General features: G+C 43.1%; 27 protein-coding genes and 1 tRNA gene. 12 read left to right on the top strand and 16 right to left on the bottom strand.

Annotated features, from left to right (window positions below; translation table 11 throughout):
• The first annotated feature begins 32 nt into the window (after positions 1 to 32).
• The 4 genes from A7D14_RS03695 to A7D14_RS03710 all read left to right on the top strand — a co-directional run bounded on the left by A7D14_RS03695 (position 33) and on the right by A7D14_RS03710 (position 3427).
• Positions 33 to 2072 carry a S9 family peptidase gene (locus tag A7D14_RS03695; protein ID WP_067030092.1) on the top strand — a complete coding sequence of 680 codons (2040 nt, stop codon included), beginning with the start codon at positions 33 to 35 and terminating at the stop codon, positions 2070 to 2072.
• Positions 2065 to 2496 (top strand): hypothetical protein, encoded by a 432-nt coding sequence (locus tag A7D14_RS03700; RefSeq protein WP_067030096.1) that lies wholly within the window; start codon positions 2065 to 2067, stop codon positions 2494 to 2496. The genes A7D14_RS03695 and A7D14_RS03700 overlap by 8 nt, the downstream gene beginning before the upstream one ends.
• 32 nt (positions 2497 to 2528) lie before the next feature.
• Complete coding sequence (locus A7D14_RS03705) at positions 2529 to 2936, top strand: DUF2141 domain-containing protein (RefSeq protein ID WP_067030100.1); 408 nt, start codon at positions 2529 to 2531, stop codon at positions 2934 to 2936.
• Positions 2937 to 3034: 98 nt separating this feature from the next.
• Positions 3035 to 3427 carry a DUF423 domain-containing protein gene (locus A7D14_RS03710; RefSeq protein ID WP_067030103.1) on the top strand — a complete coding sequence of 131 codons (393 nt, stop codon included), beginning with the start codon at positions 3035 to 3037 and terminating at the stop codon, positions 3425 to 3427.
• Positions 3428 to 3478: 51 nt separating this feature from the next.
• On the opposite strand, the gene A7D14_RS19955 is transcribed toward A7D14_RS03710, so the two are convergent.
• The 4 genes from A7D14_RS19955 to A7D14_RS03725 form a co-directional block, all read right to left on the bottom strand.
• Complete coding sequence (locus A7D14_RS19955) at positions 3479 to 3628, bottom strand: hypothetical protein (protein WP_176712355.1); 150 nt, start codon at positions 3626 to 3628, stop codon at positions 3479 to 3481.
• Positions 3628 to 5850 (bottom strand): ferrous iron transport protein B, encoded by a 2223-nt coding sequence (gene feoB / locus A7D14_RS03715; RefSeq protein WP_067030106.1) that lies wholly within the window; start codon positions 5848 to 5850, stop codon positions 3628 to 3630. Before feoB ends, A7D14_RS19955 begins: the two co-directional genes overlap by 1 nt.
• Positions 5847 to 6089: a ferrous iron transport protein A gene (locus A7D14_RS03720; RefSeq protein ID WP_067030109.1), complete on the bottom strand. Its 243-nt coding sequence runs from the start codon at positions 6087 to 6089 to the stop codon at positions 5847 to 5849. Before A7D14_RS03720 ends, feoB begins: the two co-directional genes overlap by 4 nt.
• Positions 6090 to 6175: 86 nt before the next feature.
• The gene (locus tag A7D14_RS03725; protein WP_067030112.1) at positions 6176 to 6850 is read right to left on the bottom strand and encodes an SCO family protein; all 675 of its coding nucleotides are present in this window, start codon (positions 6848 to 6850) and stop codon (positions 6176 to 6178) included.
• Positions 6851 to 7000: 150 nt separating this feature from the next.
• On the opposite strand from A7D14_RS03725, the gene rseP reads away from it, so the two are divergent.
• A complete protein-coding gene (gene rseP, locus A7D14_RS03730) occupies positions 7001 to 8356 on the top strand; it encodes an RIP metalloprotease RseP (RefSeq protein WP_067030115.1) in 1356 nt (451 codons plus the stop codon).
• 181 nt (positions 8357 to 8537) lie between these two features.
• Positions 8538 to 8611 (top strand) — tRNA-Asn (locus A7D14_RS03735).
• Positions 8612 to 8820: 209 nt separating this feature from the next.
• Here the strand turns inward: A7D14_RS03735 and A7D14_RS03740 are convergent.
• From A7D14_RS03740 to A7D14_RS03750, 3 genes are all read right to left on the bottom strand, one after another.
• Positions 8821 to 9276 carry a hypothetical protein gene (locus tag A7D14_RS03740; RefSeq protein WP_067030118.1) on the bottom strand — a complete coding sequence of 152 codons (456 nt, stop codon included), beginning with the start codon at positions 9274 to 9276 and terminating at the stop codon, positions 8821 to 8823.
• Between the two features lie 146 nt (positions 9277 to 9422).
• Positions 9423 to 11135 (bottom strand): carboxypeptidase-like regulatory domain-containing protein, encoded by a 1713-nt coding sequence (locus A7D14_RS03745; RefSeq protein WP_067030121.1) that lies wholly within the window; start codon positions 11133 to 11135, stop codon positions 9423 to 9425.
• 179 nt (positions 11136 to 11314) lie between these two features.
• Positions 11315 to 11566, bottom strand: a complete 252-nt coding sequence (locus A7D14_RS03750) for a helix-turn-helix domain-containing protein (RefSeq protein ID WP_255307380.1) — start codon at positions 11564 to 11566, stop codon at positions 11315 to 11317.
• Between the two features lie 101 nt (positions 11567 to 11667).
• Between A7D14_RS03750 and A7D14_RS03755 the strand changes: the two genes are divergently transcribed.
• Positions 11668 to 11913, top strand: a complete 246-nt coding sequence (locus A7D14_RS03755; RefSeq protein WP_067030125.1) for a hypothetical protein — start codon at positions 11668 to 11670, stop codon at positions 11911 to 11913.
• A gap of 186 nt (positions 11914 to 12099) precedes the next feature.
• Here the strand turns inward: A7D14_RS03755 and A7D14_RS03760 are convergent, their stop codons facing one another.
• Together A7D14_RS03760 and A7D14_RS03765 are read right to left on the bottom strand one after the other, a co-directional pair.
• The gene (locus A7D14_RS03760; RefSeq protein ID WP_067030128.1) at positions 12100 to 12609 is read right to left on the bottom strand and encodes a PepSY-associated TM helix domain-containing protein; all 510 of its coding nucleotides are present in this window, start codon (positions 12607 to 12609) and stop codon (positions 12100 to 12102) included.
• Positions 12610 to 12714: 105 nt separating this feature from the next.
• Positions 12715 to 13275, bottom strand: a complete 561-nt coding sequence (locus A7D14_RS03765) for a YceI family protein (RefSeq protein ID WP_067030131.1) — start codon at positions 13273 to 13275, stop codon at positions 12715 to 12717.
• An 84-nt stretch (positions 13276 to 13359) separates the two neighbouring features.
• On the opposite strand from A7D14_RS03765, the gene A7D14_RS03770 reads away from it, so the two are divergent.
• From A7D14_RS03770 to A7D14_RS03785, 4 genes are all read left to right on the top strand, one after another.
• On the top strand, positions 13360 to 13548 hold the full coding sequence (locus tag A7D14_RS03770) for a hypothetical protein (RefSeq protein ID WP_067030134.1): 189 nt from the start codon (positions 13360 to 13362) through the stop codon (positions 13546 to 13548).
• A gap of 15 nt (positions 13549 to 13563) precedes the next feature.
• Positions 13564 to 14562 carry a sensor histidine kinase gene (locus tag A7D14_RS03775; protein ID WP_067030137.1) on the top strand — a complete coding sequence of 333 codons (999 nt, stop codon included), beginning with the start codon at positions 13564 to 13566 and terminating at the stop codon, positions 14560 to 14562.
• A 6-nt stretch (positions 14563 to 14568) separates the two neighbouring features.
• A complete protein-coding gene (locus tag A7D14_RS03780; RefSeq protein ID WP_067030140.1) occupies positions 14569 to 15258 on the top strand; it encodes a LytR/AlgR family response regulator transcription factor in 690 nt (229 codons plus the stop codon).
• A 115-nt stretch (positions 15259 to 15373) separates the two neighbouring features.
• Positions 15374 to 16486 (top strand): endo-1,4-beta-xylanase, encoded by a 1113-nt coding sequence (locus tag A7D14_RS03785; RefSeq protein WP_083157959.1) that lies wholly within the window; start codon positions 15374 to 15376, stop codon positions 16484 to 16486.
• Positions 16487 to 16574: 88 nt separating this feature from the next.
• Here A7D14_RS03785 and A7D14_RS03790 read toward each other — a convergent pair whose 3' ends face one another.
• Genes A7D14_RS03790 through A7D14_RS03800 form a run of 3 tightly spaced genes read right to left on the bottom strand, consistent with a single transcriptional unit; the run spans position 16575 to position 21082 of the window.
• A complete protein-coding gene (locus tag A7D14_RS03790) occupies positions 16575 to 18227 on the bottom strand; it encodes a sodium:solute symporter (RefSeq protein WP_067030143.1) in 1653 nt (550 codons plus the stop codon).
• A 32-nt stretch (positions 18228 to 18259) separates the two neighbouring features.
• Entirely contained in the window at positions 18260 to 19585 is a 1326-nt protein-coding gene (gene xylA, locus A7D14_RS03795) for a xylose isomerase (protein WP_067030145.1), read from the bottom strand.
• Positions 19586 to 19597: 12 nt separating this feature from the next.
• A complete protein-coding gene (locus A7D14_RS03800) occupies positions 19598 to 21082 on the bottom strand; it encodes a xylulokinase (protein ID WP_067030148.1) in 1485 nt (494 codons plus the stop codon).
• A 252-nt stretch (positions 21083 to 21334) separates the two neighbouring features.
• Between A7D14_RS03800 and A7D14_RS03805 the strand changes: the two genes are divergently transcribed.
• Positions 21335 to 22393 (top strand): LacI family DNA-binding transcriptional regulator, encoded by a 1059-nt coding sequence (locus A7D14_RS03805; RefSeq protein ID WP_067030151.1) that lies wholly within the window; start codon positions 21335 to 21337, stop codon positions 22391 to 22393.
• On the opposite strand, the gene A7D14_RS03810 is transcribed toward A7D14_RS03805, so the two are convergent.
• From A7D14_RS03810 to uxaC, 4 genes are all read right to left on the bottom strand, one after another.
• Complete coding sequence (locus tag A7D14_RS03810; protein WP_067030154.1) at positions 22370 to 23656, bottom strand: TRAP transporter large permease; 1287 nt, start codon at positions 23654 to 23656, stop codon at positions 22370 to 22372. The two genes, A7D14_RS03805 and A7D14_RS03810, sit on opposite strands and share 24 nt — an antisense overlap.
• On the bottom strand, positions 23646 to 24125 hold the full coding sequence (locus A7D14_RS03815) for a TRAP transporter small permease (RefSeq protein ID WP_083157960.1): 480 nt from the start codon (positions 24123 to 24125) through the stop codon (positions 23646 to 23648). Before A7D14_RS03815 ends, A7D14_RS03810 begins: the two co-directional genes overlap by 11 nt.
• Positions 24122 to 25099, bottom strand: a complete 978-nt coding sequence (locus tag A7D14_RS03820; RefSeq protein WP_067030160.1) for a TRAP transporter substrate-binding protein — start codon at positions 25097 to 25099, stop codon at positions 24122 to 24124. Before A7D14_RS03820 ends, A7D14_RS03815 begins: the two co-directional genes overlap by 4 nt.
• An 81-nt stretch (positions 25100 to 25180) precedes the next feature.
• Positions 25181 to 26611: a glucuronate isomerase gene (uxaC, locus tag A7D14_RS03825; RefSeq protein ID WP_067030161.1), complete on the bottom strand. Its 1431-nt coding sequence runs from the start codon at positions 26609 to 26611 to the stop codon at positions 25181 to 25183.
• Positions 26612 to 26797: the final 186 nt, after the last annotated feature.

Consider the following 26797-nt stretch of genomic DNA (forward strand, 5'->3'; position numbering starts at 1 on the left):
CATTACTTTTAAAAACTTCAAAAATCAGAACAATGCGTAAACTACTTCTTTTACTTTTCCTTGGAATGATGGCTCAGTTTTCAACCGCACAGGACAAAAACTTTTCCTATCTCGACATTTTTGACCTTCAATATGCATCCGATCCACAAATTTCACCTGATGGGGAGTGGGTGGTTTACCGAAGAATGGGTTTTGATATTATGAACGATGGTTCTGCTGGCAACCTTTGGTTGATCAAGGCTGATGGGAGTCAAAACCAAAAACTTACGGCAAGGGAAGTAAATGAAAGTAATCCCCGGTGGTCCCCAAGCGGAGACCGTATTGCATTCACCAGCAGCACGGATGAAGGTTCGGAAATCTATATGTATTGGGTAGGGACAGGCAAGGTGGCCAAGTTGACGCAACTGCCTTTTAGTCCAAGTTCGTTGACATGGTCCCCAGATGGGACAGAACTGGCTTTTTCCATGAATGTTCCACAGGACCCGCCTGTCATTGCCAAGATTCCGGCCAAGCCGAAAGGGGCAAAATGGGAGGAAGCACCAAGGATTACCGATCGTTTGTATCATGAAGCTGATGGTAGGGGATACATTGCGCCCGGATTCAACCACATTTTTGTTGTTCCGGCCAATGGTGGTGCTCCCCGTCAAGTCACTTCGGGGGATTGGCATCATAGAGGAACGCTGTCTTGGGGTAAGGATGGATCAAAAATTTACTTTTCGGCCAATAGGGTGGAGGATTGGGAATACCGTTTCCGAAATAGTGAGATCTATTCCGTGGAAGTGGAAACCGGAAAAATTGAAGCTTTGACTGACCGCAACGGTCCAGATAGTGACCCGCAGGTATCGCCAGATGGAAAATATATTGCTTATGTAGGGTATGAGGATAAAATACAGGCCCACCAAACAGATAAGCTGCACATCATGAATAGTGATGGTAGCAACCAACGTGTTATTTCCGAAGGTTTGGATCGCTCAGTTTCCGATATTCAATGGAATGCCAAGGGGGATGGATTGTATGTGTACTATGATGACAAAGGAAATGGCAAAGTGGGACTGATTTCCCTGGATGGAAAGACCACTAAGCTTGTAGATAATGTGGGGGGCACCACCTTGGGAAGACCCTATTCAGGAGGATCCTACAGTGTTTCAAACGATGGGACAATTGCCTTCACACAAACCCGACCTGAATACCCTGCTGATTTGGCCATCCTAAAACCACGATCCAAAAACCCAAATAGGATTACCAGTTTGAACAATGCGCTGCTCAATTATAGGGATTTGGGGAAAGTGGAGGAAATTTGGTACAAGTCTTCAGTGGATGGCCGAGATATTCAAGGGTGGGTGGTGTATCCGCCAAATTATGATGAGAATAAAAAATATCCCTTTATGGTGGAGAATCACGGCGGGCCCATAGCCAATTACGGCGACCGATTTTCCATTGAAATGCAGTTGTATGCCTCGGCTGGCTATATTGTATTCTATCCAAATCCAAGAGGGAGTACCAGTTATAGCGAGGAGTTTGCCAATTTGCTGTACAACAACTATCCCGGAGAGGATTACAACGATGTCATGGACGGAGTGGACTTTTGTATTCAAAAAGGTATTGCCCATGAAGACCAATTGTTCGTGACCGGAGGTAGTGCCGGAGGGATTATGTCGGCCTGGATCATTGGGAAGAATAATCGTTTTGAGGCAGCTGTGGTGGCCAAACCCGTTATGAACTGGATCAGTAAAACCTTGACGGCCGACAACTATTTTTATTATGCTGAAAACAGATACCCGGGCCAGCCATGGGAAAATTTTGAAGGCTATTGGAAATTTTCACCCCTTTCGCTCGTTGGTAATGTACAGACCCCGACGATGGTGATGGTGGGCATGAACGATTTGCGCACCCCGCCCAGTGAGGCCAAACAACTGTACCATGCGCTTAAACTTCGGAAAATTGAGACCGTTTTGGTTGAAATTCCGGGAGCGGGCCATGGCATTGCCAACAAACCGAGCAATTTAATGACCAAAGTGGCCCATACCATTGCCTGGTTCGATAAGTTTAGAACAGATAAAGAAAATGAATAGGAAAAAAAGACATTGGCTGTGGAACGTACTCATTGTTCTTACACTGATAGTCTGTTTGCTTGCCTTTGTGGCCCACTACAAAAATTGGTACAAAGTTGAAGAAGGGGAATTCAAGATTTTCTCAGGGATTTACCGTCAAAATATTCCAATTACGGAAATAGATAGTGTCCTATTCGTGGAGAAACTGCCCGAAATGGAGCGCTCGTCCGGATTTTCATGGTTGGCCAAGGAAAAGGGCGTTTTCAAGGACTCCATTCATCAGACCAAGGTCTATGTTTTTGTGGATGATCTACGGCAACAGAAAATTAAACTGGTGCACCACGATACCCTTAAAATGTACTTTAATGCGCAAGATAGCGTGGAGACCCAAAAAATATATGCTATTTTGCAATCCAAAATGATGGACAGCCTCAAAAACCGTTAATTGAAATTTTCATCACTAATAGTAACCTAGCTATGAAAATGATTTTTATTGGGATTTTGTGGTTCCCCATGTCGCTTTTGGCTCAAAACACAATTTCGGTCCATGTAAAAAATGTGGATTCCGCCCAAGGCGATGTTAATGTGGCCTTGTATGATTCGGATGAAACCTTTTTATCTTTTGATGGGGTTCTTAAGACTAGCAGTGCCCCGGCCCATAAAGGAATTGTGACTTTACAAATAGTGGATTTGCCCATTGGGGAATATGCTCTGGCCGTATTCCACGATGAAAACGGAAATGGCAAGTTGGACACCAATTGGTTGGGCATCCCCAAGGAAAAAGTAGCTTTTTCCCGAGCTAAAATGAAAATGTTTGGGCCACCCAAATTCAAGGAATGTACTTTTCGGGTGACCTCGGACCATGAGATCAGTATTGATCTATAAATCTTAAAAGTTGTCAATTCGATTTTTTTCACAAGTAAAAAAAACTTGAACTGACATTACTTTTTTACTTTCACATTGGATTAAAAAGCAATAGAACTATGGAAACCATTTTTTTGACGCAGCTTATGGGAGCCGTTTACGGTCTGTTGGCTGTACTATTTGGTGCTTTTGGCGCACATGCCCTAAAAAAGAAATTGACCCCTGAACTGCTCCATAGTTTTGAGACCGGGGTCAAATATCAAATGTACCATGCCATTGTGCTGTTGGTACTGGGCTTTAACCTCAGTTTTGACCGACCCCTGGATTCGGCCATCGCCAATTGCTTCATTTTTGGAACACTTTTGTTCTCTTTCAGCATTTATGCTTTGTGTTGGAGTGCTGCCAAAGGTGAAAAGATGCGATTCTTGGGACCAGTTACTCCAATTGGTGGACTGCTTTTAGTGATTGGATGGGCTTTGTTGCTCTATTCTTTTATTGGGTCGTTGCTTTGATAAAAAAAAGGTTTATGGATGGGAAGGGAAAGACATAAAATAGAATAAGCATCAGCTGCAACCACAATTATCCTCTCCGCAGGATTTGGAACCCTTCTTTTTTCCGTGGATCAAGGATTTGGGCAAGAGAAACTTCCAGACCAAATAGCCCACGGCCACTGCCAAAGTAATGTAGACCAAAATGTGCTGTACAGATTCCATTAACTTATGATTTGATAGGCCGCTAAAGCTACAAGATACGCAAATACACTCATAAATGCCAGTTGCAACAGGGGCCATTTCCAAGAGTTGGTCTCCCGTTTTACAATGGCCAAAGTGCTCATACATTGCATCGCGAAGGCATAAAACAGCATCAACGAAATCCCCGAAGCCATATTGAACAGGGGTTTGCCCGATGCATCCAATTCTGCAGCCATTCTATTTTTTATGGTCTCCTCTTCATCGCTTCCCACACTGTAGATGGTGGCCAAGGTTCCCACAAACACCTCTCGGGCCGCAAAGGAGGTCAAGACTGCAATGCCAATTTTCCAATCGTAGCCCAAGGGTCTTACCAAAGGTTCAAATGCTTTTCCGGCCTGACCAATATAAGAGTGTTCCAACTTATAACTGGCAATCTCCTGGGCCTTTGCCCTTTCCGTTAAGTCGTTCGTTATGGCCTGAATGGAATCTTGTACTTGCTCGGAGTCAATGTTCTCGTTTTCTGATTCCACATCTTGCACATAGGAATTGACATGGTTCTGAATGTAATTTTTACTGTAGGTGGACAGCCCTTGTTCCTCAATTCGTTCCGTAACAATGCGCTCCGCATTCCTGAAGTCTTCCGAATACCCATTGGATCCCAAAAACCAAAGGACAATGGAAATGGCCAAAATGATTTTCCCTGCACCCAACACAAAGCTTTTGGTTTTTTCCAATACGGTGTAGGCCACATTTTTTACCAAGGGTAATCGGTAGGTGGGCATCTCCACCATAAAAAGGGACCGACTTTTTATTTTCAAGATCTTGTTCAGGGCCATTGCAGATACCAGAGCCATGCCAAAGCCAATCAGGTATAGAAGCATTAAGGTCAATGCTTGATAGCTAAGTCCCAACAAAGAGCCTTCGGGAATCACAAGGGCGATCAAAATAAGATACACGGGCAATCGGGCCGAACAAGTGGTAAATGGCGTAACCAAAATAGTGATGAGCCGTTCCTTCCAATTTTCTATGGTACGTGTGGCCATGATGGCGGGGATCGCACAAGCATTCCCCGAAATGAGGGGAACCACACTTTTTCCGCTCAATCCAAATGGGCGCATTAATCGGTCCATTAAAAAGACCACCCGGCTCATGTACCCGGATTCTTCCAATAGCGATATGAACAGGAACAAAAAGGCGATTTGTGGAATAAAAATGACAATGCCACCGATACCGGCAAGGATTCCTTCGGCCAACAGATCCGTGAAAACTCCGGGGGGCAAGGTATTTTTGATCCACTCACTGGCATTGGCAAACTGCGCATCAATAAAATCCATCGGATAGGAGCTCCATTCAAAAATAGCCTGAAAAATCAGCAATAGAATGGCAAAGAAAATCACATAACCAAATATCTTATGGGTAAGGATTTTGTCTATGGAAGCACGCAGCCCTTTGGCGGCCATTATGTCGACCTTGTAGGTTTCCTTGAGGGTATTGTTGATGAACTGATAGCGCAACACCGTCTCCTTGTGCTGTAGTTTTTTGAGCTCTTCCTTGGATTTAGTGGAAAAGGAAGTGGCATCCTCAATTTGCTTTTTCTCTATGGGCATGAAGTTGACATCTTGGGTGATGACCAACCATAATTTGTAGAGATCTTCCTTTGGAAAGGTTTTTTGCAACCGATCAAAATACTCAGGAGCGATCCTTGTTGTATTTACATTGGGAGCGGTGGACAAGCTTTTGTAGTCGGCAATGAGCTCTTTGATACGATCTATGCCCATACCTTTCCTGGTGCTGACCAGGGCAATTTTGGTGTCGAGTTTTTTCTCCATGGCCTCAACGTCTATGGAGATACCTTTTCGCGACATCCGATCGGACATGTTGATGACCAAAATGGTGGGAATGCGTAGGTCTTTGATCTGTGTAAAGAGCAAAAGGTTTCTCTTTAGATTTTCCACATCACTGATAACGATGGCCACATCAGGATAATCCTTGTCATTTTTATTGAGGAGGAGTTCCACCACCACACTCTCATCCAAAGAGGTGGTGTTGAGGCTGTACGTTCCGGGAAGATCAAGAATATGGGCCTTTACCCCTCTGGGCAGTTTGCAGATGCCTTCCTTTTTTTCAACCGTGATGCCGGGATAGTTGCCCACCTTTTGTTTGAGGCCGGTAAGTTGGTTGAAAACTGAGGTTTTTCCGGTATTGGGATTACCGACCAGGGCAACGTTAATGTTTTTACTCATAGGCCAGAGGTGTCTTCAACAATGTCCAGCTCAATAAGTTGTGCCAAAGATCGTCTAATGGCAATGTGACTTCCGCTTAAATTGATGTAAATGGGGTCTTTCAGTGGGGCAACTTGAACCAGTTCAACACTGTTGCCCGGCAAGCAGCCCAGTTCCAACAGTTTTATGGGAAGAACGTGCTCCGAAAAATCCTTTATAATTCCCTTTTGTCCGTATATCAAATCCGCTACCGTTGCCACTAAACTTATTTAGATTGAATTTAATTAAGGGCAAAAATAAGTAAAAAAGACAAAACAGAATCCTAAAATGGAAAGAAAGGTTAGGTCTATTCCGCATAACTGTCCTTAAGGATTTTAAGGTCTTGGAGCAGTTTATTGATTTCCTCGGGATTGGTGCCGTCGTAAAAGCCCCTGATTCTTCGCTCTTTATCCACTAGGATGAAGTTTTCGGTATGGATCATGTCGTAGGGACCACCATCGCCATCGGTTTTTACGGCCAAATACGATTTTCGGGCCATTTCATAGATCTGTTTTTTATCACCCGTCACCAAGTTCCATTTGCTGTCCACCACACCTTTTTCCAACGCATACTTTTTTAGTTGCGGTACGGAATCGATCACCGGGGTAACGGAATGGGAAAGCAACAATACTTCATCATCATCTAGAATGGTCTCCTGAATGTCGGCCATATTCTTGGTCATGATGGGACATATACTGGGGCAGGTGGTAAAGAAGAAATCGGCCACGTAAATTTTGTCCTTGTAATCGTCTTGGGTGATGGTCTTGCCGTTTTGGTTGATAAATTTAAAATCCGCAATGCGGTGATATTTCTTTTTATAGTGGAGTGTGCTGTCCACCAAAGTGGGATCCACCATGGAAGGTTGGTACACCGGAAGCATCTTTTTGGGTTGTAGGGCATTGTAGAACAAATAGATGATCACGGCCGAAAGGCACAGCAAGACAATTCCAAAAAGCCTGTATTTTGCAAAAAAGGATTTCACATTACAAAATTACGCTCGCTGACAGGATTCATCAAGAGAAAAGCCAAGTTTTGTTGCCAAAACTTTCTTAAAACCTACTACCCTTTGTTTTGTGGTTTTTTTATCACTTTGTAAAAGTTTACTTTTGTGCGTTTTAACAAATGACTGCTGATGAGTCCCATACTGATACAGACCATACAATTCTTTTTAAGCCTTTCCTTGCTCATTGTTCTTCATGAGCTGGGGCATTTTATTCCAGCAAAGATCTTTAAGACAAGGGTGGAGAAATTCTATCTGTTCTTTGATGTGAAATTTTCCCTTTTCAAAAAGAAAATAGGGGAGACCGTTTATGGAATTGGGTGGCTGCCTCTGGGAGGCTATGTGAAGATTTCCGGAATGATCGATGAGAGCATGGACAAGGAGCAGATGCAACAAGATCCAAAACCATGGGAGTTCCGTAGCAAACCAACATGGCAACGATTGATTATAATGTTGGGGGGTGTTACCGTGAACTTTATCTTGGCCGTGATTATTTATATAGGAATGGCCTATGCCTACGGAGATCAATATATTCCCATGGATAGTTTGCGTGATGGTGTTTGGGTGACCGAAAAGCAAATCGGGGATGAGTTGGGAATTCAAACAGGAGACAAGATCTTGGCCGTGGATGGAAATGAGATTGAATCTTTTGACAATGTTTTTGTGGAACTCATCAATGGAAACAGCATCACCATTGAACGTGATGGTCAGAGCATTGAAAAGGAAATCCCAATCGACTTCATTGCAACCTTGCTCGAGGATGAGGACAAAATACGCTTCTTGAGCTTTAGGGTGCCCTTTGTGGTGAACAAAGTTCCCAAAAACTCCCATAACAAAACAGCAGGATTTCAACGCAAGGATGAGTTTCTCAGCATAAATGGTTCAGAAGCCATTTACCGAGATCAAGTGATGGATTTATTGGAAGAAAATAAGGGGAATGACATTGACGTTGTGGTTCAGCGTGAAGATGGATCCCGTGCCAATGTGGTTGCCCAGGTAAATGAAGAAGGAATGTTGGGATTGGAAGTAGGTGGGTATACCATGCAGGACCTTCAGGAAGACGGCTTTTTTGAGATCAAGACCCAAAAATACTCCTTTATGGAGGCCATTCCTGCAGGAATAGATAAAGGTGTTACCACCTTGTCCAGCTATGTAAAGCAGCTCAAGAAGATTTTTAATCCGCAGACAGGGGCATATAAGGGAGTAGGGGGATTTGCCGCCATCGGAAGTATGTTTCCAGGCACATGGAACTGGGCCGCATTTTGGTCCACAACCGCATTGATCTCCATTATCTTGGCGTTTATGAACATTTTGCCCATTCCAGCTTTGGATGGGGGACATGTAATGTTCTTGCTGTACGAAATGATCACGGGCCGCAAACCCAGCGATAAGTTTTTGGAGTATGCCCAGATGATTGGGTTCTTTTTATTGATAGCACTGTTGCTCTTTGCCAATGGCAACGATTTGTATAAATGGCTTTTTAAATAGAAAACCGAATTTTTTGCTTGTAGTGTTTTAAAGAAACACATATATTTGCACCCGCTTAGGATAAAAATTCCTCTTTACCTGCCTGCCGGCAGGCAGGGCTCAGAACTGAGCCATTTTCTTGACCGGCAACCAGTGTAAAGAAAAAGCGGAATTAAAATAGAGTTTAGAATAAGCGTAACATTCCTCCTTAGCTCAGTTGGTTAGAGCATCTGACTGTTAATCAGAGGGTCCTTGGTTCGAGCCCAAGAGGGGGAGCAGAACAAAAAGCCACACGAAAGTGTGGCTTTTTTTGTTTGGGGGTGGGCGAGAAGTTTATCCTGAGCACCCGCCTGCCGGGCGGGCGGGTAGTCGAAGGGAGCCCAAGAGGGGAACGGATAAAGCCTGGTAGGTATTGTACTTACTGTGTTTTTTAATTTCCACACTCTTTTTTATCCAACATCAATAAAAGTAACTTGTTTTTTGGGCTACCAATCACCTTCATTTTTTTGGATTTTAAAGAGTTGACAAATATTGGCATCAATAACACCTTCGTCTCTTTTCAAAAAAGCCTTTTTGTATTCCCCCTTACTATTAAGTGCATACCGTTCTAATTGTGTTCTAGCACCAACGCCATCCCCTAATGCTTGAATTTCTGTGTTACTTATAAATGTTAGGTTCTTTACCGTAACCCTATAACGTTCTTCTTTAAATTCAATAAGTACAAATCCGGTAATATCATCAGTATACATATAAAGGCTTCCACCAGAATTGGAGAGTTTTCTGTTTAATAAGAATTGGTTAATATTTGCTGTTATTTGTCTTTCAGTCTTTTTAATGTCTGAAAAGTTGCCACTTCTCATCATGTAAGAATACACCTCATCAATGTTTTTGTTATTAACAAATATTTTTTGCCATATTATATTTCCATTTTCAAGGGTCATGTTTTGGCTGAAAACAGATATTGATATTAAAAGGAGTAGAGAGGTAAAAAAGTTTTTCACGGCTTGATAATTATATTGGTTTTGTAGAAAACCTGTCCTAAAGATGGGGGTGTCTACAGGGCAAGTTTATCTTATTTAAATACAATTCAATTCTGTACCACTTCCGAAGGAATTCTTAGATCAAACAGGTGTTGGTTCACCCCTTTCATGCCCAGCTTGAACACCTTCACCTCCTTGCTCTGCAATTTACTGCCGTAATTTCTATAAATGGTAGCTTTGATGTAGGTAGGGGTAACTTGCTTATTGCCATGGTAGGTGGCATTGATTTTCCAAGTGCCCAACAGCTCATTGTCCAAAAGGAAATCGGCCATGGCATAGCCCAGTTCCTTTTCGGAGCGGATTCTGTCCGGCATGTTCTCCATGGTGTGCTTCCATTCAAAATATTGGTTCTCGGGGTTCACGAACTGTAGGTTGAACTCTGCCTCGGAGTCGTTCCAATCAAACACCAACCGGGTGCTGCGTTCATCGAAGTCCTTTTTACGTTTCTTGATCTTCAATGACCCGTTATCGAGGTCGAACAGGTTGTCCACCTCCCGTTGCATGATCGCGGCAAGCTCCAGACTGTCTTTGGGCAAAAGACCTTTATCCAAAAGATAGGAATGTCTGGCGTAGAGCGAAGCGGCGGATTCCGGCTTGTCCAGATTCCGGTAACTGTTGGCCATATCGATGAAACTTTGGGCATATTCTGGCCGCAGTTTGTACACCTTTTTATAGAGGGAATGGGCCTTTTCCTGCTGGCCTTGTGCTTCCAACACATAGGCCATGGCCTTTAATAGTACGGGATTGTTGTCTGTTAAATCAACGTAGTTGTCATAGATGGCATCCGCAAAGGCTTTGTCTTTTTCATTCTCGTAGAAATACCGGTACGAATCCAGATAAAAGAAGGCATGGTTGGCATATTTGGCCTGATTTTTTTCAAATACGGCCCGGGCAGCTTCCGTGGACTCACTTTCCTTGAGTTCCTTTACATAACTGGGCAGGGACGCCCCCCCACCATCGGCATCCACCACATCTTCGGTGAGATAGTTGTTTCTCAACTTTGCGTGGTCATAGGGTTTTCCATCGGCTTCTTTTGGTGTAACGGTGCCTGTCTTGGTATTGATAACGACAACGCCCCTTACGCCAAAACCATAACGTGTCAACCCAGCAATTGATGAAATAAATGCTATTCTTCGAATATTGCCAAATATCGTACTACAAGCTATTCTGTCCAATATCACCCCATCCACATCAAAAACAACACCTCCGCCATATCTCATTGAAACTTCAAGTTCATCAGTATACGGGTTACATTTAGCAGAAATTCCAGCAAACCTTCCCGTCAGTAAAAAGTCCAATTGTGGTGCCGAACCTACCTCTTCTTCTCCCAAGATGCGAAGCGAGTAATTGGCAGTCTCCTTATTCAAATACCCATAGGCAGATTTGATTATGTTTGGGTTGGAATCGTATTCCAACTCCAGTTCTTTTTGGCCTTTCAGCACTTTTTTGGAAACCGTGACCTCTTCCAGTTCCTCCACTTTCATTTTCATTTGTATGTTGAGGATTTTGGTGACGTCCTCTACGATAACCGAAAGGGTGTCCATCCCCATATAGGTGAACCTGAGTTCCTCTTTGGGCGATGCCATGATCTTATACATGCCTTCTGCGTTGGAAGTGGTGCGATCCCCAGTGGAAAGATTGGAGACATGAACGCTCTGCAAAGGATTTCCCCCATTGGTGATTTTTCCGTGGATGGTCTTTTGACCGTGGGAAAATGTGACGAAGAGTAGAAAAATACTCGTAAATGTGATTGATTTCAAAATCGTTGGATTTTTAGTTTACAAAAGAACTTTTACGGAGGGGGAGACTTTTCCGACGAAGCGTGTAATAGACTCCATCTTCCAACAAGATAGTATTTTTTGCCTAGTTTTTTCCTATTTAGGGAAATATTAGCTCAATTTTAAATATTCAAGACCTTTTAAACAGGAAACGTTGATTGTTAAAAATCAAAAAAGTCTTTGATGCTGACTCCCAGGGCCTGGGCCATTAGGTTTAAATTTATTAGGGAAGTATTTATTTCTCCGCGCTCTATTCTTCCAACTTGATTTTTGGACATTTTGGAATCCGTTTCCAAAGCCGATTGAGATAGCCCGGCTTTTTCCCTTAAATCCCTTATACGCAATCCAAACTTCTTCAAGAAATCTACTTCTTCTTGGGTGTATTTTCTTCGCATGACCACAATTTGCATCATGGATGGAAGATTATTAACCACATATATGTGTTAATTTAATAAATTTGAGTTATATTGCTCCTTGCAAATCCTGCATAACCCTTAACTAAATTGTGCTTGTTATGGCCAATATGCATGTTTTGGGGGAGATTAAACGGTTTTTGGACCAAAAGTCTTCTGGAATTCTTGAAATCACCTTTGCCCATCTGGAAATTCTAACCTACCACAACCAGAAATTGTTGAACAAGACCTTAAGGCAGAACAGTAGAATCCGCATTTATGAACACAGGTCCATGGCATTGGCCCAGATGGAGGTCATGGATCATCTTGTCTTCCATTTTTCCTTGTGGTTTCCCACACCCGCTTAAACCAGCCATTACCAGAGTAAGTCGCTGTTCCTGCCCAGACCCTTGTCCCATGGAATTCTTGAGATGGAAGCAGAGATCCTTCAATTGGAATTTACCATCGATACTCCCAATAAAAATGCAAGGGTTAATGTAAAACATAGGTATACCTGTGCATTGCCTTAGAAGTTTTGGTTAAAATTTTAGAGTTTAAACAAATAACAGAATCACGGTCAACAAGAAACCGGCTCCGGCAAAATACAGCCCATTTTTATAGATGGGGGCCTTGGGACGGAACATAAAAAAGGCCGATACCGCAAAGAACAAAAGCGCAACTCCAAAGAAAATGCCAAGCCAGAACAAAGGATGGCCGGAGTGCATTTTGTGCAATTTGTTCATATTGTCCAAAATCTTGGGCAGACGTTTTTCGGTGTAAGTGGCTTCCCCGGTTTTCATGTTATAGGTTCCTCCATTAAAATACATGAGGTCCCCTTCGGTTTTATCAACCTTAAATCCCCGCTTGCGCAAAGCTGCACCCAAGGCCTCTTCCTGAAGGTTGGGTTCCAAGGCGGCCTGCATCTGCACTTCGCTTTTCATGTAATCGGTGTTCCTAAATGTGAGCACAATGCCGCTTATGGCATAAACGGCCATAATACCGGCCAAAAAGAATCCCAGGTAACGGTGGATTTCCCGGAACATATTTTCTGATTTTCTTCCCATGATTTTACTGCTTTGAGGTCAAAAATAGTTTCATTAAAAGAAGAAGGACCAAAACCTTTTGGAGCGATTTGGCCCTTTCTTTCCGTTATTTTTTATGTTCTGTTTTTATTGTTGTGCCATTTCAAGGTTGATGGTAATGGCCACTTCATCACCCAAAGTAGGGGTTTCGCCACCCACGCCAAACTCCAATCTGTTGACTGTACCGGTAATTTTAAGACCGGCCTTTAATTTTTGGCTTCGCTGATCGGTTATGATGCCGTTCACCTTTCCATCCAATGTAACAGGCTTGGTGGTTCCGTGCATGGTAAGATCACCTGTAAGCTTAAAGGTCTTGTCCCCGGTTTTCTCATAGCCAGTGCTTTTAAAGGTGATGGCAGGATGTTTTTCGGCGGCAAAAAAATCATCGCTTCTCAAGTGGTCGTCCCTTCTGGAATTATCGGTGTCTATGCTGGTTGTTTTAATGTCAACGGTGAATTCGGCATCTTCAAAGGTGTCGGTTGCGGTTGCGGTGATGTCAAACTCTCCAAAATGACCTTCAACTTCAGAAATCATTAAATGGGTAATCCCAAAGCCTACTTTGGAGTGGGCTGGGTCAGATTTCCATGTGGACTGTGCGGAGACCGCCAAACCGAGCAATAATGCCAAAGTCAATGTTATTCTTTTCATAATGTGTTTAAATTTAAGTGTTAGTGATTGTTTAATTCGTTTCAAGTGTTAAAGTAAATATTTAATTAAAACCTTCATCTTCGTATGAAAGAAGAGCATCAATTTGGTAAAATTGGGCTGAACTTTAAACAATTTTCTGTGAACGACTTAGGTTGTCCCCTAATCAACTGGTTTGGAGAAAACTATGCTGAAAATGTTGTTCATGGGCTTAACTTTGTTGTTGGCGAAACAGTTTTCTTTCAGATAGTTTTTATGCATAGTTTTGAATCTTGATTTAATTGGAACGAATTGATTTCTAGAAAAGAACTTCTTTTTCAAATTGTACTTCACATTATTGTGCTGTTGTTTTTCTCTTTTGACAAAAACAGGGAGGCCATTAATGTGGACAGGGCCATATTTCTTTTGTATTACAGTATTGCCACAGTCATTGTGACCTACTTTTTAATGCCAAAATACCTTTACAAAAAGAAATATTGGCAATTCTTTGTTGCCTTCTTTTTGGTGGTCACAGCAGTAATTATGTTGGAGGAACTGTTACTTGAACCCCTCATGTTCCCCAATACAAGGCGGGCCGATTCTTTTCCCGGTGTATATGTAGCCCTCTTGGGTGTTTTGCCCGTAATGACCATTCTTTCGGGATGTAAGTTTGGTTGGGATGCCCTGCAGAAACAAGCCGAGATCGATGAGCTCCAAACCACCATTCAAGAAAGTGAACTGCAGTTTTTGCGCTCGCAGATCAATCCACATTTTTTGTTCAATAATTTGAACAACTTGTATTCGTATGCGCTCCAGAATTCGCCCAAGACCCCAGAGATCATTTTGGAGATGAGTGGCGTGCTTCGGTACATGCTGTATGAATCAAAAGAACAATTTGTTCCCTTAAAAAAAGAAATAGAACAGTTGGGGAACTTTATCCGCTTGTATAAACTTCAGATTGAGAACAGGGGCCATGTAAATTTTGAAACGGTAAATATAAAGCCCGGTTATAAAATTGCCCCCCTTATCTTGATTGTGTTCATTGAGAATGCTTTTAAGCATAGCCAGTCTGGGCAATCCTCCAACATTGAAATAGATATTTCCGTAAAAATGACCGACTCTGTCTTGGAATTTCACTGTAAGAACAATTTTGAGGCGGTCCCCAGTTTGGATACCATTGCCAAAGGGATAGGACTTCAGAACGTACAAAAAAGGTTACAGCTCTTATACCCCCATAAACACCAATTGGATATAAGTGAAGAGAATAAAAGTTATATTGTATACCTGAGGCTTGAACTCGAAAAAGCATAAAGGAATATGAGATGCATTATTGTTGAGGACCAACCACCAGCCCAACGTATTCTTCAAAAATTCATTGAGGACATCAACCACCTTGAATTAGTGGGTGTTTTTTCTGATGGGCTCCAGGCCATGGAGTTTTTAAACTCAGAAGCTGTGGACTTGATGTTCCTGGACATCCATTTGCCCAAAATAAATGGTATCGAGTTTTTAAAAAGTATACCGGAGGCCCCCGATGTAATCCTCACCACTGCATTTTCTGAATATGCCTTGGAAGGGTACAATCTTAATGTGGTGGATTATTTGTTGAAACCGTTCTCTTTTCAACGCTTTTTACAGGCTGTGAACAAGGCCAGCATGAAACAGGAACAGGCCGAAGCCAATTCAACGAACCAAGTCAATGAGATCTATGTTAAGTCCAGCCATGAGCATATCAAGGTCTCCGTCAATGATATTCTGGCCATCTCTTCGGATTCTGACTACACAGAAATCCGCACAGACAAAAGAAAAGTACTTTCCAATGAACCTTTGCGCCATTGGGTGGATATTTTGGGACCGCCCCAATTTTTCCAAGTGCACAAATCGCATATCGTGAACACCAAAAAAATAGACCGTATTTCTGGAAACCTGGTATATCTTGTTGATGGCTCAAAAATACCACTTGGACGAGCTTACAAAGATCATTTTCTGAAAAGTGTTTTGGGGTAATGGTAACTTATGTCTTTATGATGAAGCCGCTCCATTATGCAATCGATTGTTTTAACTTTTGACTATCTTTCAAAAAAATAGTGATAATCAGCTAACTGCACATAAATTTTAACGAATGAAAACAAAATCAAACAGTACGGGTACAACCTATTTTACACTGACACTCCTTTTTTTGGCAGCCACAGTTTTTATGGGTTATTCCCAAGAGGAGCCTTCTGAAAAAGGCCTTAAGGATTATTATAAGGACCATTTTCCCGTGGGAGTGGCGGTATCGCCCAGGGCCCTTCAGGGTGAAAGTGCGGAACTGATCTTGAAACATTTCAACAGCATGACCCCTGAGAACGTTATGAAAATGGGGCCCATTCATCCCGAAGAAGATCGATACAATTGGGAGTATGCAGATCAAGTGGCAGACTTTGCGGTGAAGCATAATATGAAATTACGCGGCCATGCATTGTGTTGGCACAACCAAGCTGGTGATTGGATATTCAAAGATGAAAATGGCGGACAGGTGAGCAAGGAGGTACTGCTACAACGCCTCAAAGACCATATTACCACTGTGGTAAAGCGGTATAAAGGCAAGATTTATGCATGGGATGTGGTCAATGAGGCCATTTCGGATAAAGAAGATGAGTTTTTAAGGGATTCTGAGTGGTACCAAATATGTGGTGAGGACTTTGTTATCAAAGCATTTGAATACGCCCACGAAGCAGACCCTGACCTAAAACTGTATTATAATGACTATAGTGCCGTGCACCCCATAAAGAGGGACAAGATCTATAAGCTGGTGAAAATGGTGCAAGATGCTGGAGTGCCTGTCCATGGAATTGGGATTCAGGGGCATTTTTCCATTTATGAGCCTTCTGAGCAAGAATTGCGGGATGCTATAGAAAAGTACGCCTCTTTGGGGGTTGAGGTCCAGATAACCGAACTGGACGTTTCGGTGTATGAAAAAGAGCATAGCAGGAGAGACCCGCTGCCCAAGGATGAGGACGATGCCTTTAAACCAGAACAAGAACAAAAGCAGATTGAACAATACGAGATGCTGTTCAGGGTTTTTAGGGACTTTGGCGATACGCTTACCGGGGTGACTTTTTGGAATATCTCGGACCGCTATTCGTGGCTGGATAATTTTCCCGTCCGTGGAAGAAAAAACTATCCCCTTTTGTTTGATGGGAAACTTCAGCCCAAAAAGGCCTATTACAAAGTAATAGATTTTGAAAAATGAGAAGCTAATTCATAGAATACTAAAAAAGCCCAGCTTGTCTCTGGGCTTTTTTATTGATATATGGTTTGTTCTTTCTTCCTGGCCAGTACTAGCCTGTAAAGTAAGACAGAATCGCTATCACAATGACAACCAGCAATACGGAAAGTACAACATCTATGGTGCTGTAACTTCCTTTGGTATCTATACGGTCTTCAGGAGACAGTGTGCCGAAGGACAGTCCCTTGATCAACGCATAATTTGGTGGCGCAGTGGCCAAGGTCACCGCAATACACAATGCTACGGAAAATAGGAACATAAAAATGGCCATGTGTGCAAAATTCACCGTGGCAAAAGCAAACATGAAACCAGATACAGCTTCACCAGATGCAATTTGTGGTTGATAATAGATTTCTGACCCCAAACGCAGTATCAGCAACACCAAACCAGCCATAAGCGTGGTAATGGCCGCTTTTGAGTTGACCCTTTTCCATATAATCCCCAAAAGGAACACGGTGGTCACCGGAGGGGCAATATAGGATTGAACGTTCTGAAGGTATTGGTACATGACACCGCCTCCAATTTTATCCATAATGGGAATCCAAATGATACCCAATACCACAATCATTCCGGTAGCTACCTTACCAATGGTCAATAATTGGCGCTCCGTTTTTTCTGGGCGCAGCTTTTTATAGATATCGATGGTGAAAATAGTGGAACATGAATTGAACACCGATGCCAATGAACTCATCAAAGCGGCCATAAGACCACCGGCTACCAAACCTTTCAATCCAACTGGGAGAAGGGTCTTTACCAACATTGGAAAAGCCCTATCCGCACGTTCCACAGCAAAAACTTCTGGGTTTTGTATGGTCAATGCAAAAGCAATGATACCGGGAATCAAGAAAATTAAAATGGGCATCAATTTAAGATAGGCTCCAAAAATGGCTCCCCGTCTACCAATTTTAATGTTGTTGGCTGCAAGGGTTCGCTGCACAATATATTGATCGGTACACCAATACCAAATCCCCACAATGGTTCCCCCGAACAATAAACCTGTCCATGGAAAATCCGGGTCACTCATGGGACGCCACATGTTAAAATGATCTGGACTCACGGAGGTCACGGTTTCATGGAGTTGTCCCCATCCACCTACTTCTTTAAGACCCAGATAAGTAATGATCAATGAACCTAAAATGAGGATGATGGTCTGTAGGGTCTCGGTGTAGATCACAGCCTTCATCCCTCCAATAATGGTATAAATTCCAGTAAAGATCACTACGCCAATGGCTCCGTACCAAAACGGAATGCCCAATAGTTCAGAAACTACAATACCTCCGGCGTAAATGGTCACCGAAACCTTGGTCAAAACATAAGCGACCAATGAGAAAATAGAAAGAAACCAACGAGAGCGACTATCGAATCGTTTTTCGAGAAACTCGGGCATGGTGAATGCTCCACTTCGAATATAGAACGGCAGGAATAACCAACCGAGCAATAATACGATCCATGCATGAAGTTCGTAATGGGCCATGGGCGTACCCGATTCAAATCCCGTACCGGCAAGCCCCACCACGTGCTCCGAACCAATGTTCGAGGCAAAAATAGAGGCTCCGATTACGAACCATCCCACGTTTCGGCCAGCTAAAAAGTAGTCCTCGGTATCTTTGTTCTTTTGGGAAACCACCCACACGGCCACACCGATCAGGGCCAAAAAATAGATGCCCAGGACAATCCAGTCCGGCCTTTCTAAAACTGATTCCATAATTGTTAGTTAGTTTGCTTAGTTATTGTTGTTTAGATGTACTGATTGATAATGTTCTCAAACAGTTCCTGCTTACCACTGTGCTTTTTAATGTCTTGGTTTGCCGATGCATGACCATGAAGGTCTTCCAAAGTCAGCTTGCCATTTTCAAACGCTTTTCCGGTACCAGAATCGAATGAACTATATCGCTCTTTACGCATACTAATATAATTGGAATTTTCCAATATGTCATTTGCGGCCAATAAACCTCTTGCAAATGCATCCATTCCTCCAATATGGGCATGGAAGATATCCTCAAGGTCTGTAGAGTTTCTTCGGATTTTGGCATCAAAGTTAACTCCACCACCTTGCAAACCTCCAGCTTGAAGAATGACGAGCATGGCTTGGGCAAGTTCGTACACATCAACAGGAAATTGATCGGTGTCCCATCCGTTTTGGTAATCCCCACGGTTGGCATCAATGCTTCCCAACAAGTTGTTGTCCGCGGCTACCTGGAGCTCATGCTCAAAAGTGTGTTGCGCCAAGGTAGCGTGGTTCACCTCAATGTTCAATTTAAAATCATCCAAAAGGTCATATTTGCTCAAAAAGCCCAAAACAGTGGCCGAATCAAAGTCGTACTGGTGTTTTGTGGGCTCCATAGGCTTGGGCTCAATAAAGAAGGTTCCCTTGAAACCTTGTTTGCGGGCATAGTCCTTGGCCATGTGAAGGAATCGGGCCATGTGGTCCTGTTCGCGACCCATGTCGGTATTCAAAAGGGACATGTAGCCTTCACGGCCTCCCCAGAAAACATAATTTTCACCGCCCAATTTAATGGTGGCATCCAGTGCGTTTTTCACTTGTGCCCCGGCAAAGGCGACCACATCAAAATCTGGATTGGTCGCAGCACCGTTCATATATCTTGGGTTGCTGAAGCAGTTGGCGGTACCCCAAAGGAGTTTTACTCCAGATGCCGCCATTTTCTCTTGGGCATAATCGGTAATGATTTGCAATCTTTTTTCTGATTCTGCCAAAGTGTTGCCCTCGTCAATCAAGTCAAAATCATGAAAACAATAGTAAGGCGCACCAATTTTGGTGATGAACTCAAAAGCGGCATCCATTTTGTCCTTGGCCTGTTGAATGGGGTCAGTGCTGGTGAGCCATGGAAAATCCTGTGTCGGTGCCCCAAATGGGTCGCCCCCCACTCCTGTGAACGTATGCCAATAGGCAATGGCGAATTTAAAATGTTCCTTCATGGTCTTTCCACCGACCACTTTGTTCTCATCGTAATATTTAAATGCTAAGGGATTGTCCGATTTCTTTCCCTCAAAAGAGATTTTCCCTATACCTTTAAAATACTCTTTGTCTCCTTTCGTAATCATAGTTTTAGTTATTCAATTGTCAATATATTCCTCTAGTTGTTTTTTCCATTTATCGTAAGCTTCGCGGTACTTTTCCGCTGGGTCATCTGGCTGATAGCTCAACTGAACGGCATCGGTTGCCGTGGCCTCTCCAATGCTTTTAAAATCTCCAAAAGCAAAAGCCGCTGCCCTTGCAGCACCAACAGCCCCTGTGGTCTCTACGATATCGATACGGCTATTGGTCAGCGTAGCGATGGTCCTGGAGAAGATTCCCGCCCTGAACAAGTTATCATTTCCAGCTTTAATGGAGGCAATATCAACCCCGTCATTTTTTAGGATTTCCATACCGTACACAAAAGAAAAGGCGATGCCCTCCAATGCAGCCCTAAAAATATGGGGTGCTTTGTGCACATTGAAGTTGAGGTTCAACATCCTAGATCCTTTGTTGCTGTTGTTCAACATGCGTTCCGCACCGTTACCAAAAGGCAAGATATAAAGTTCCTCTGAACCAATGGGCACCGTTTCGGCCTGTTCGTTCATACTATTGTAGGAAAGCGCATTGGTCAACTCGTTCCGAACCCAGCTATATTGAATTCCTGTGCCATTGATGCACAGCAATTTGCCGATCCTGATGTTTTCTTGGTCATGGTTTACATGGGCAAAGCTATTGATCCGTGTATGCTCTTGGGTATTCTTTTGGCCCGAGATGGCATAGACCACACCAGAAGTGCCTCCGGTAGCGGCTATTTCCCCGGGTTCCATAACATTCAGTGCCAAAGCATTGTTGGGTTGGTCCCCGGCACGGTACATGATCGGAATTCCCTCAGGCAATCCAGATTCCAGCGCACCTTGTTTGCTGACCACCCCTTGTTCAGAAAAAGAAGGCCGTATCTCGGGGATGAGGGAAGGGTTAATTCCGGCATCTTCCAAAAGCCATGATGCGACATCATTTTCCTTAAAGTCCCACATAATTCCTTCGGAAAGTCCTGAAGGAGATGTTACACATGATCCAGAAAGTTTCAGGGCGATGTAGTCGCCAGGCAACATAAACTTGTGGATTTTTTTATAAGTGTCCGGCTCATTGTCTTTGACCCATTTTAATTTGGAGAGCGTAAAATTCCCGGGGGAATTCAACAAACGCTCCACACATTTTTCTGTGCCGGATGCTTGGAACAACTGCTCGCCTATGTCAACGGCACGGCTATCGCACCATATGATGGAAGGCCGTAACGGTTGAAGATTTTTGTCAACGGTGACCAATCCGTGCATTTGGTATGATATTCCAATACCTTTGATATCGTTCTTGGAAATAGTATTCTTGGAAATCAACTCGTGGGTGGCCGCACATAAATGTTTCCACCACAGCTCGGGATCCTGTTCTCCCCAGCCCAGGTTGATTGATATAATGGGCATTTCTTTTTTTGGATATTGGGCAATGTCCAATACGCTGCCATCAGCTGTATTTATAAGGGCTGCTTTAATAGATGAGCTGCCAATATCGAAACCTATCCAGTGCATAAATCAATATTGAATAATTTTTTGATACAATTTTTCAAATATAGGTATCGAAATCGATTGCATAAATTTATTTCTCCAATTATTTTGATGTAAAATGTCGTTTTTTAACAAATCTTTTTTTTCTGTTAGTAATAGTGGAGAGCGAACTAAAGGAAAAAAATTATTCTAAAAGGAAACTAAAAGTTAAATTAGTACCTTGAAATTCAAGTCTTTTTTGTTCTTTGACTTGAATAACCTAAGCGATTTTGACAGATGAAGATTAAAAAGGAGGTTACCATTTATGATCTCGCCAAAGAATTGAACTACTCTCCCTCGACTATTTCAAGAGCTTTGAACAACCACAAGAGTATCAGTAAGAAAACCATAAAGTTGATCAAGGAGGCAGCTGTGGAAATGGGATATCGGCCCAATAATTTGGCTGCGGGCCTCAGAAACAATAGAAGCAACACCATTGGCATACTTATTTCCCACATAAGCAGGCCTTTTCAAGCGTCCCTGATCAGTGGGATAGAGGAAACGGCCAGAAAAGCAGGCTATAATGTCTTGATCAGTCAATCCAATGATAAATATGAAAATGAGATCAGCAATACCAATGCCTTATATGATAGTAGGATTACGGGTCTGATCGTATCCTTGTCCATGGAAACCGTGGATATGGGACACTTCCAAAAATTCATAGACAAGGGCATACCCATTGTTTTTGTGGACAGGGTCCCGGATAATTTCAATTCTTATAAGGTTGTAATTGACAATTACACAGCGGGGTATTCGGCAACCAAGCATTTAATAGAGCAAGGATGCACTAGAATAGCACATTTTGCCGGGGCGCAGCATAGGAATATTTATGAAGAGCGGAAAAAGGGATATTTGGATGCCCTTCGGGAATATGGACTGCCCATAGAGGAAGACCTTATCATCCATTTTAAGACATTGAGTTTTGAGGAAGGGAACAAGGCCACCAAAAAACTTCTAAAAATGCCCAACCCGCCAGACGGTATATTTTCTTCAAATGATACCGCTGCGGTGAGTGCCATTATGTGTGCAAAGAAAATGGGAGTAAGTGTTCCCCAAGATCTTGCCGTGATAGGGTTCAATGATGACCCAATAGCTTCAATTGTGCAGCCCTCACTTTCCACCGTATCACACCCGGCCAATAAAATGGGCACTATCTCTGCAAGACGCATTCTAGACCACTCTGTTCAAAATTATGACAACGACCTGTCTGAAATAACGGTTTTGGGAACGGAAATCATAGTGAGGGAGTCCTCCTTAAAAAAGACACCTGTACTAGAACCCAAACAATCGCGGTAGCCAGAGACTCAATTCTGGGAAAACACTCACCAATACCAGGCCAAGGATCATAGCCAAAAATAAGGGCAGAAGGGGGCGTATCACCTTTTGAATACTAGTTTTGGCCACACCAACCCCTATAAAAAGTACTGACCCAACAGGAGGTGTACATAGACCAATGCAAAGATTCAACACCATGATGATTCCAAAATGCACGGGATCAATGCCCAATGCCGTGGTAACGGGTAAAAAGATAGGTGTAAAGATGAGTACGGCCGGGGTCATATCCATAAAAATGCCCACAATGAGCAAAATAATATTGATGATAATGAGCACCATGATTTTGTTATCGCTCAAGCCCAACAACGCCTCGGTAACCACCTGGGGGATGTTTTCGTAGGAGAGCACCCACGACATCGCCATGGACATGGCAATCAACAACATCACAATGGCTATGGTTGATGATGATTCCACCAAAATAGACCGAATATTTTTAAAAGAAACCTCTTTGTACAGGGCAGCCAACACCAAGCAATAGATAACGGCCACAGAAGACGCCTCGGTAGCCGTAAAAATTCCGGCAACTATGCCTCCTATCACAACTACCAATAAAAATAGACTTGGTAGAGCTTTCACAAATGTGCTGAACACTTTTCTAAGGGAACTCCTGTCTGCGGTGGGGTATCCTTTTCGTTTGGCCCAGATGTAGGCCACTACCATCAATAAAAGACCTGTAAGGATGCCGGGCAGATAGCCAGCCAAGAACAAAGCACCTATGCTCACCCCTCCACTCGCCACGGAGTAGATGATAAACACATTACTTGGCGGAATAACCAATCCTGTTGTGGCGGAAGTAACATTCACGGCCACCCCAAAACCCTTGTCATAGCCAGATTCTTCCATTTTGTCAGACATAAAACCACCGATTGCAGCTGCAGCTGCACCAGCTGACCCGGCAATGGCACCAAACAGCATGGCGGCAACAATGTTCACATGGGCCAATCCGCCGGGAAGAGACCCCACCAGAGCTTTGGCAAAATCAATCAACCGTTCGGCGATACCCCCTTTGTTCATGATATGTCCCGCTAGAATAAAGAACGGGATGGCAAGGATTGAAAAACTGTCCAAACCGGTTACAACACGCTGTGCAATGGTGGTAAGTGCCGGAAAGGTATCCACACTCACCAACAGGGTCAGCAAGGATGAGATTCCCAAGCTCCATGCCACTGGAACCCTAATGGAAATCAATACAAGAAAGCTCAGTATCAGAATGCTAATTTCCATTTTTCAAGTTTTTGATGATGACCACAAGGTCCAAAAGTTTATAATAGCAGATAAAGAGACCTGATATGGGCATAACTATATATACAAAGCCAATGGGCAGTTTCAGTGCCGGGGATGTTTGCCCCAGCTCAAAAGAGATATAGACATAGCGGAGCCCTCCAATTAAAAAGACTGTGATTGCAAACAGGAGCACAACAGAGGTAATAACAATGTCCAGGATTTTTTGGTTGCGTTCGTTTAAGTATTGTGGCAATAGATCAATGGCAATGTGCAATTTTTTGCCCGATGCATAGGCAGCACCCAGAATACTCAACCAAATCAGGAGATATCGCGCCAATTCATCGGTCCAAGAACTCTGGCTGTCCAGAATATAGCGTGTAATGACCCCCCAGAACACATCCAAGACCATGATGCCCAATAAAATGGAGAGAGTCCATTCCAAAAAAAGGTCTATGCGACTTTTCATCATTTTACGCTCTTAATTTGTTTTGTGAGTTCATATAAGTGCTCATCTTTTTCTTTTAGTGCTTCAAACATGGATTCGGATTTTTCTTCAAAAAGGGATTTATCGGGGTAAGAAACCTCCACTCCCGCTTTTTTTACTTCATCCAAAGCCTCTTGTTCCGCTTTTTTCCAAAGTTTATGCTGAAATTCGGTAGCTTCTGTAGCGGCTTCTGTTATCCATTTTTTCTCTGATTCGTTCAATTTATCCCAAATAATGGTGCTGACCACCAGTATGTCCGGGACAGAGGTATGCTCATCCATGGATAAGTACTTGCAGACTTCATAGTGTTTTGAGGTATAAAAACTGGGCAAGTTGTTCTCTGCGCCATCCACAACCCCTTGTTGGAGGGAAGTGTACAGTTCTCCCCATGAGATCGGGGTAGGGGAGCCTCCAAATTGTTTGACCATTTCTATGGCAGTAGGGCTTTGCATGACCCGAATCTTTAACCCTTCCAAGTCTTCAGGTGCATCAATGGGTGTGTTTTTGGTGTAAAATGAACGATTTCCGGCATCGAAATAGGTCAATCCCTTCAACCAATATTTTTCGGAGCCCGAAAGAAGCTTCTTTCCAATGGGGCCATCATATACCTTGAACCGGTGTTCATCATCACGAAACAAATATGGATAACCCAGCACCCTAAGGTCAGGTGAGAAGTTTTCCATCACCGCCCCAGAAACCTTGGTCATCCCCAGACTGCCTATTTGAAGGAGCTCCAAGCATTGCTGTTCCGAACCTAGCTGGCCACTCGGATAAATCGCCAGTTTTAATTTTCCTTCCGATTTTTTGGCCACTAGATCGGCCATATAGACCATAGCCTCATGAACAGGGTGCGTAACGCCAAGACCATGGGCCAATTTTATGGTGTTTGCCGCTCTTTTATCGGGTTGACAGGAAAGCAGCAGCAGGAAAGAAAAAATGATAACTATCCGGAAGTTCATAGAGCTTTTTTTTTTGAAAAAAACTCTTTAGCAACCAACTTTGATTTCATGCCTATCATAAATAAAAGTATAATTAATGGCTTATTTTTTTAAGGTAAGGTTTTCCACAAAACTTGGGAACTGAAAAAATTCCTTGGCATTGTTATAGGTAATGTCCTGCACAATTTTTCCTATCCATTTCATGTCGTTGGGTATTAGCCCGGCTTTAATGTCATTGCCCAAAATGTTGCAGAGTACCCTTCTGTAATACTCATGTCTAGGAAAGGATAAAAAGCTTCGGCTATCCGTGAGCATCCCCACGGAACAACTCAATAGTCCCATATTGGAAACAACATCCAGCTGGTCTTTTATGCCATCTTTTTGGTCCAGAAACCACCAAGCGGCCCCAAATTGGACCTTACTTTTTATATTGTCTCCAGTAAAATTCCCGGCCATGGTGGCAAATACTTCATTGTCCGCTGGGTTTGAATTATAGAGGATGGTCTTAGGGAGACTGCCACTGTTGTTCAATCGATTTAAAAATCGGGCCAATTGTTCTGCCTGTGGATAATCGCCAATACTGTCAACCCCGGCATTGATGCCAATTTTTGTCAGAATGGCCTTGTTGGTATCCCTAATGGGCCCCAGATGAAGCTGCATCACCCAGTTTTTTTCAGCATACAATTGCCCCAACAGATGAAGAATGGCAGATTTGTACTGTCTGATTTCTTTTTGCGAAATTGATTTTTCTTCAAACCTTTTGGAAAGGATTTGGTTGATTTCCTTTTCCGTATAGTCAAAACCATAGGCGTGAACGAGCCCGTGATCTGAGAGGCGGCACCCTTTTTCATGAAAATAGTCAACCCTTTTTTTAGCGGCCTCGCGCAATGATTCAAAATCTGTAACGGTAATGCCGGTCATTTTTGAAAGGGTGGACAAATAATCCGCAAAATCTACCTTTTCAATATCGATCAGTCCATCTGGCCGAAATGTGGGAAGCATCGTCAGTGGACAATCAGACCCTGCCATTGTCGTGTGATGGGAGAGATCGTCCAACGGGTCATCGGTAGTGCATACCACCTCAACATTCATTCTATTGACCAGACTACGTGACGAGAAGGTGGGTTTTTTCAATTCAGAATTGCATTGCTCGTATATTTCTCCAGCCGTTTCGGGAGTTAAAGGCGCATCTATCCCAAAGTACCGACTTAGCTCCAGGTGGGTCCAATGGTACAAAGGATTTCGCAGCGTGTAGGGTACGGTTTGTGCCCATTTGTGGAACTTTTCTTCATCGGTGGCCTTCCCCGTAATAAACTTTTCGGGGATGCCCAAGGCACGCATGGCCCTCCATTTATAGTGATCGCCCTCTATCCAAAGCTGGGTAATGTTTTCAAACTTTTTGTCCTCGGCAAGTTCATTGGGTGGGAGATGGGAATGATAGTCAATTATAGGCTGGTTTTTTGCATAATCATGATAAAGCGTTCTGGCATAATCTGTTTCCAACAAAAAGTCCTCATGGATAAATTTCTGCATGCTATGTTTTCTCTTTTTTATAAGTTAATCAATGGTCCCAGTGCTCTTTTTTGTGGTCCCCAGTCCAAAAGTCTCTGGAAAAACTGAGGCAGTATCTTGTTCCACCAGTTGCAAGGAGGAAACCAATGGTGCCCAATTTTGGTAGCGGTAGCGTTGTGCCTTGTGGGGTCTATCTTTTCTTCCAGG

Source organism: Allomuricauda sp. CP2A (assembly GCF_001683915.1).
In the GTDB taxonomy this organism is placed as follows: Bacteria; Bacteroidota; Bacteroidia; order Flavobacteriales; family Flavobacteriaceae; genus Flagellimonas.

What these genes read in the sequence shown, in the direction of transcription:
- A7D14_RS03695 (WP_067030092.1), top strand. Translation starts at nt 33, where the DNA reads ATGCGTAAACTACTTCTTTTACTTTTCCTTGGAATGATGGCTCAGTTT.
- A7D14_RS03700 (WP_067030096.1), top strand. Translation starts at nt 2,065, where the DNA reads ATGAATAGGAAAAAAAGACATTGGCTGTGGAACGTACTCATTGTTCTT.
- A7D14_RS03705 (WP_067030100.1), top strand. Translation starts at nt 2,529, where the DNA reads ATGAAAATGATTTTTATTGGGATTTTGTGGTTCCCCATGTCGCTTTTG.
- A7D14_RS03710 (WP_067030103.1), top strand. Translation starts at nt 3,035, where the DNA reads ATGGAAACCATTTTTTTGACGCAGCTTATGGGAGCCGTTTACGGTCTG.
- A7D14_RS19955 (WP_176712355.1), bottom strand. Translation starts at nt 3,628, where the DNA reads ATGGAATCTGTACAGCACATTTTGGTCTACATTACTTTGGCAGTGGCC.
- feoB (WP_067030106.1), bottom strand. Translation starts at nt 5,850, where the DNA reads ATGAGTAAAAACATTAACGTTGCCCTGGTCGGTAATCCCAATACCGGA.
- rseP (WP_067030115.1), top strand. Translation starts at nt 7,001, where the DNA reads ATGAGTCCCATACTGATACAGACCATACAATTCTTTTTAAGCCTTTCC.
- A7D14_RS03740 (WP_067030118.1), bottom strand. Translation starts at nt 9,276, where the DNA reads ATGACCCTTGAAAATGGAAATATAATATGGCAAAAAATATTTGTTAAT.
- A7D14_RS03750 (WP_255307380.1), bottom strand. Translation starts at nt 11,566, where the DNA reads ATGATGCAAATTGTGGTCATGCGAAGAAAATACACCCAAGAAGAAGTA.
- A7D14_RS03755 (WP_067030125.1), top strand. Translation starts at nt 11,668, where the DNA reads ATGGCCAATATGCATGTTTTGGGGGAGATTAAACGGTTTTTGGACCAA.
- A7D14_RS03760 (WP_067030128.1), bottom strand. Translation starts at nt 12,609, where the DNA reads ATGGGAAGAAAATCAGAAAATATGTTCCGGGAAATCCACCGTTACCTG.
- A7D14_RS03765 (WP_067030131.1), bottom strand. Translation starts at nt 13,275, where the DNA reads ATGAAAAGAATAACATTGACTTTGGCATTATTGCTCGGTTTGGCGGTC.
- A7D14_RS03770 (WP_067030134.1), top strand. Translation starts at nt 13,360, where the DNA reads ATGAAAGAAGAGCATCAATTTGGTAAAATTGGGCTGAACTTTAAACAA.
- A7D14_RS03780 (WP_067030140.1), top strand. Translation starts at nt 14,569, where the DNA reads ATGAGATGCATTATTGTTGAGGACCAACCACCAGCCCAACGTATTCTT.
- A7D14_RS03785 (WP_083157959.1), top strand. Translation starts at nt 15,374, where the DNA reads ATGAAAACAAAATCAAACAGTACGGGTACAACCTATTTTACACTGACA.
- A7D14_RS03790 (WP_067030143.1), bottom strand. Translation starts at nt 18,227, where the DNA reads ATGGAATCAGTTTTAGAAAGGCCGGACTGGATTGTCCTGGGCATCTAT.
- xylA (WP_067030145.1), bottom strand. Translation starts at nt 19,585, where the DNA reads ATGATTACGAAAGGAGACAAAGAGTATTTTAAAGGTATAGGGAAAATC.
- A7D14_RS03800 (WP_067030148.1), bottom strand. Translation starts at nt 21,082, where the DNA reads ATGCACTGGATAGGTTTCGATATTGGCAGCTCATCTATTAAAGCAGCC.
- A7D14_RS03805 (WP_067030151.1), top strand. Translation starts at nt 21,335, where the DNA reads ATGAAGATTAAAAAGGAGGTTACCATTTATGATCTCGCCAAAGAATTG.
- A7D14_RS03810 (WP_067030154.1), bottom strand. Translation starts at nt 23,656, where the DNA reads ATGGAAATTAGCATTCTGATACTGAGCTTTCTTGTATTGATTTCCATT.
- A7D14_RS03815 (WP_083157960.1), bottom strand. Translation starts at nt 24,125, where the DNA reads ATGATGAAAAGTCGCATAGACCTTTTTTTGGAATGGACTCTCTCCATT.
- A7D14_RS03820 (WP_067030160.1), bottom strand. Translation starts at nt 25,099, where the DNA reads ATGAACTTCCGGATAGTTATCATTTTTTCTTTCCTGCTGCTGCTTTCC.
- uxaC (WP_067030161.1), bottom strand. Translation starts at nt 26,611, where the DNA reads ATGCAGAAATTTATCCATGAGGACTTTTTGTTGGAAACAGATTATGCC.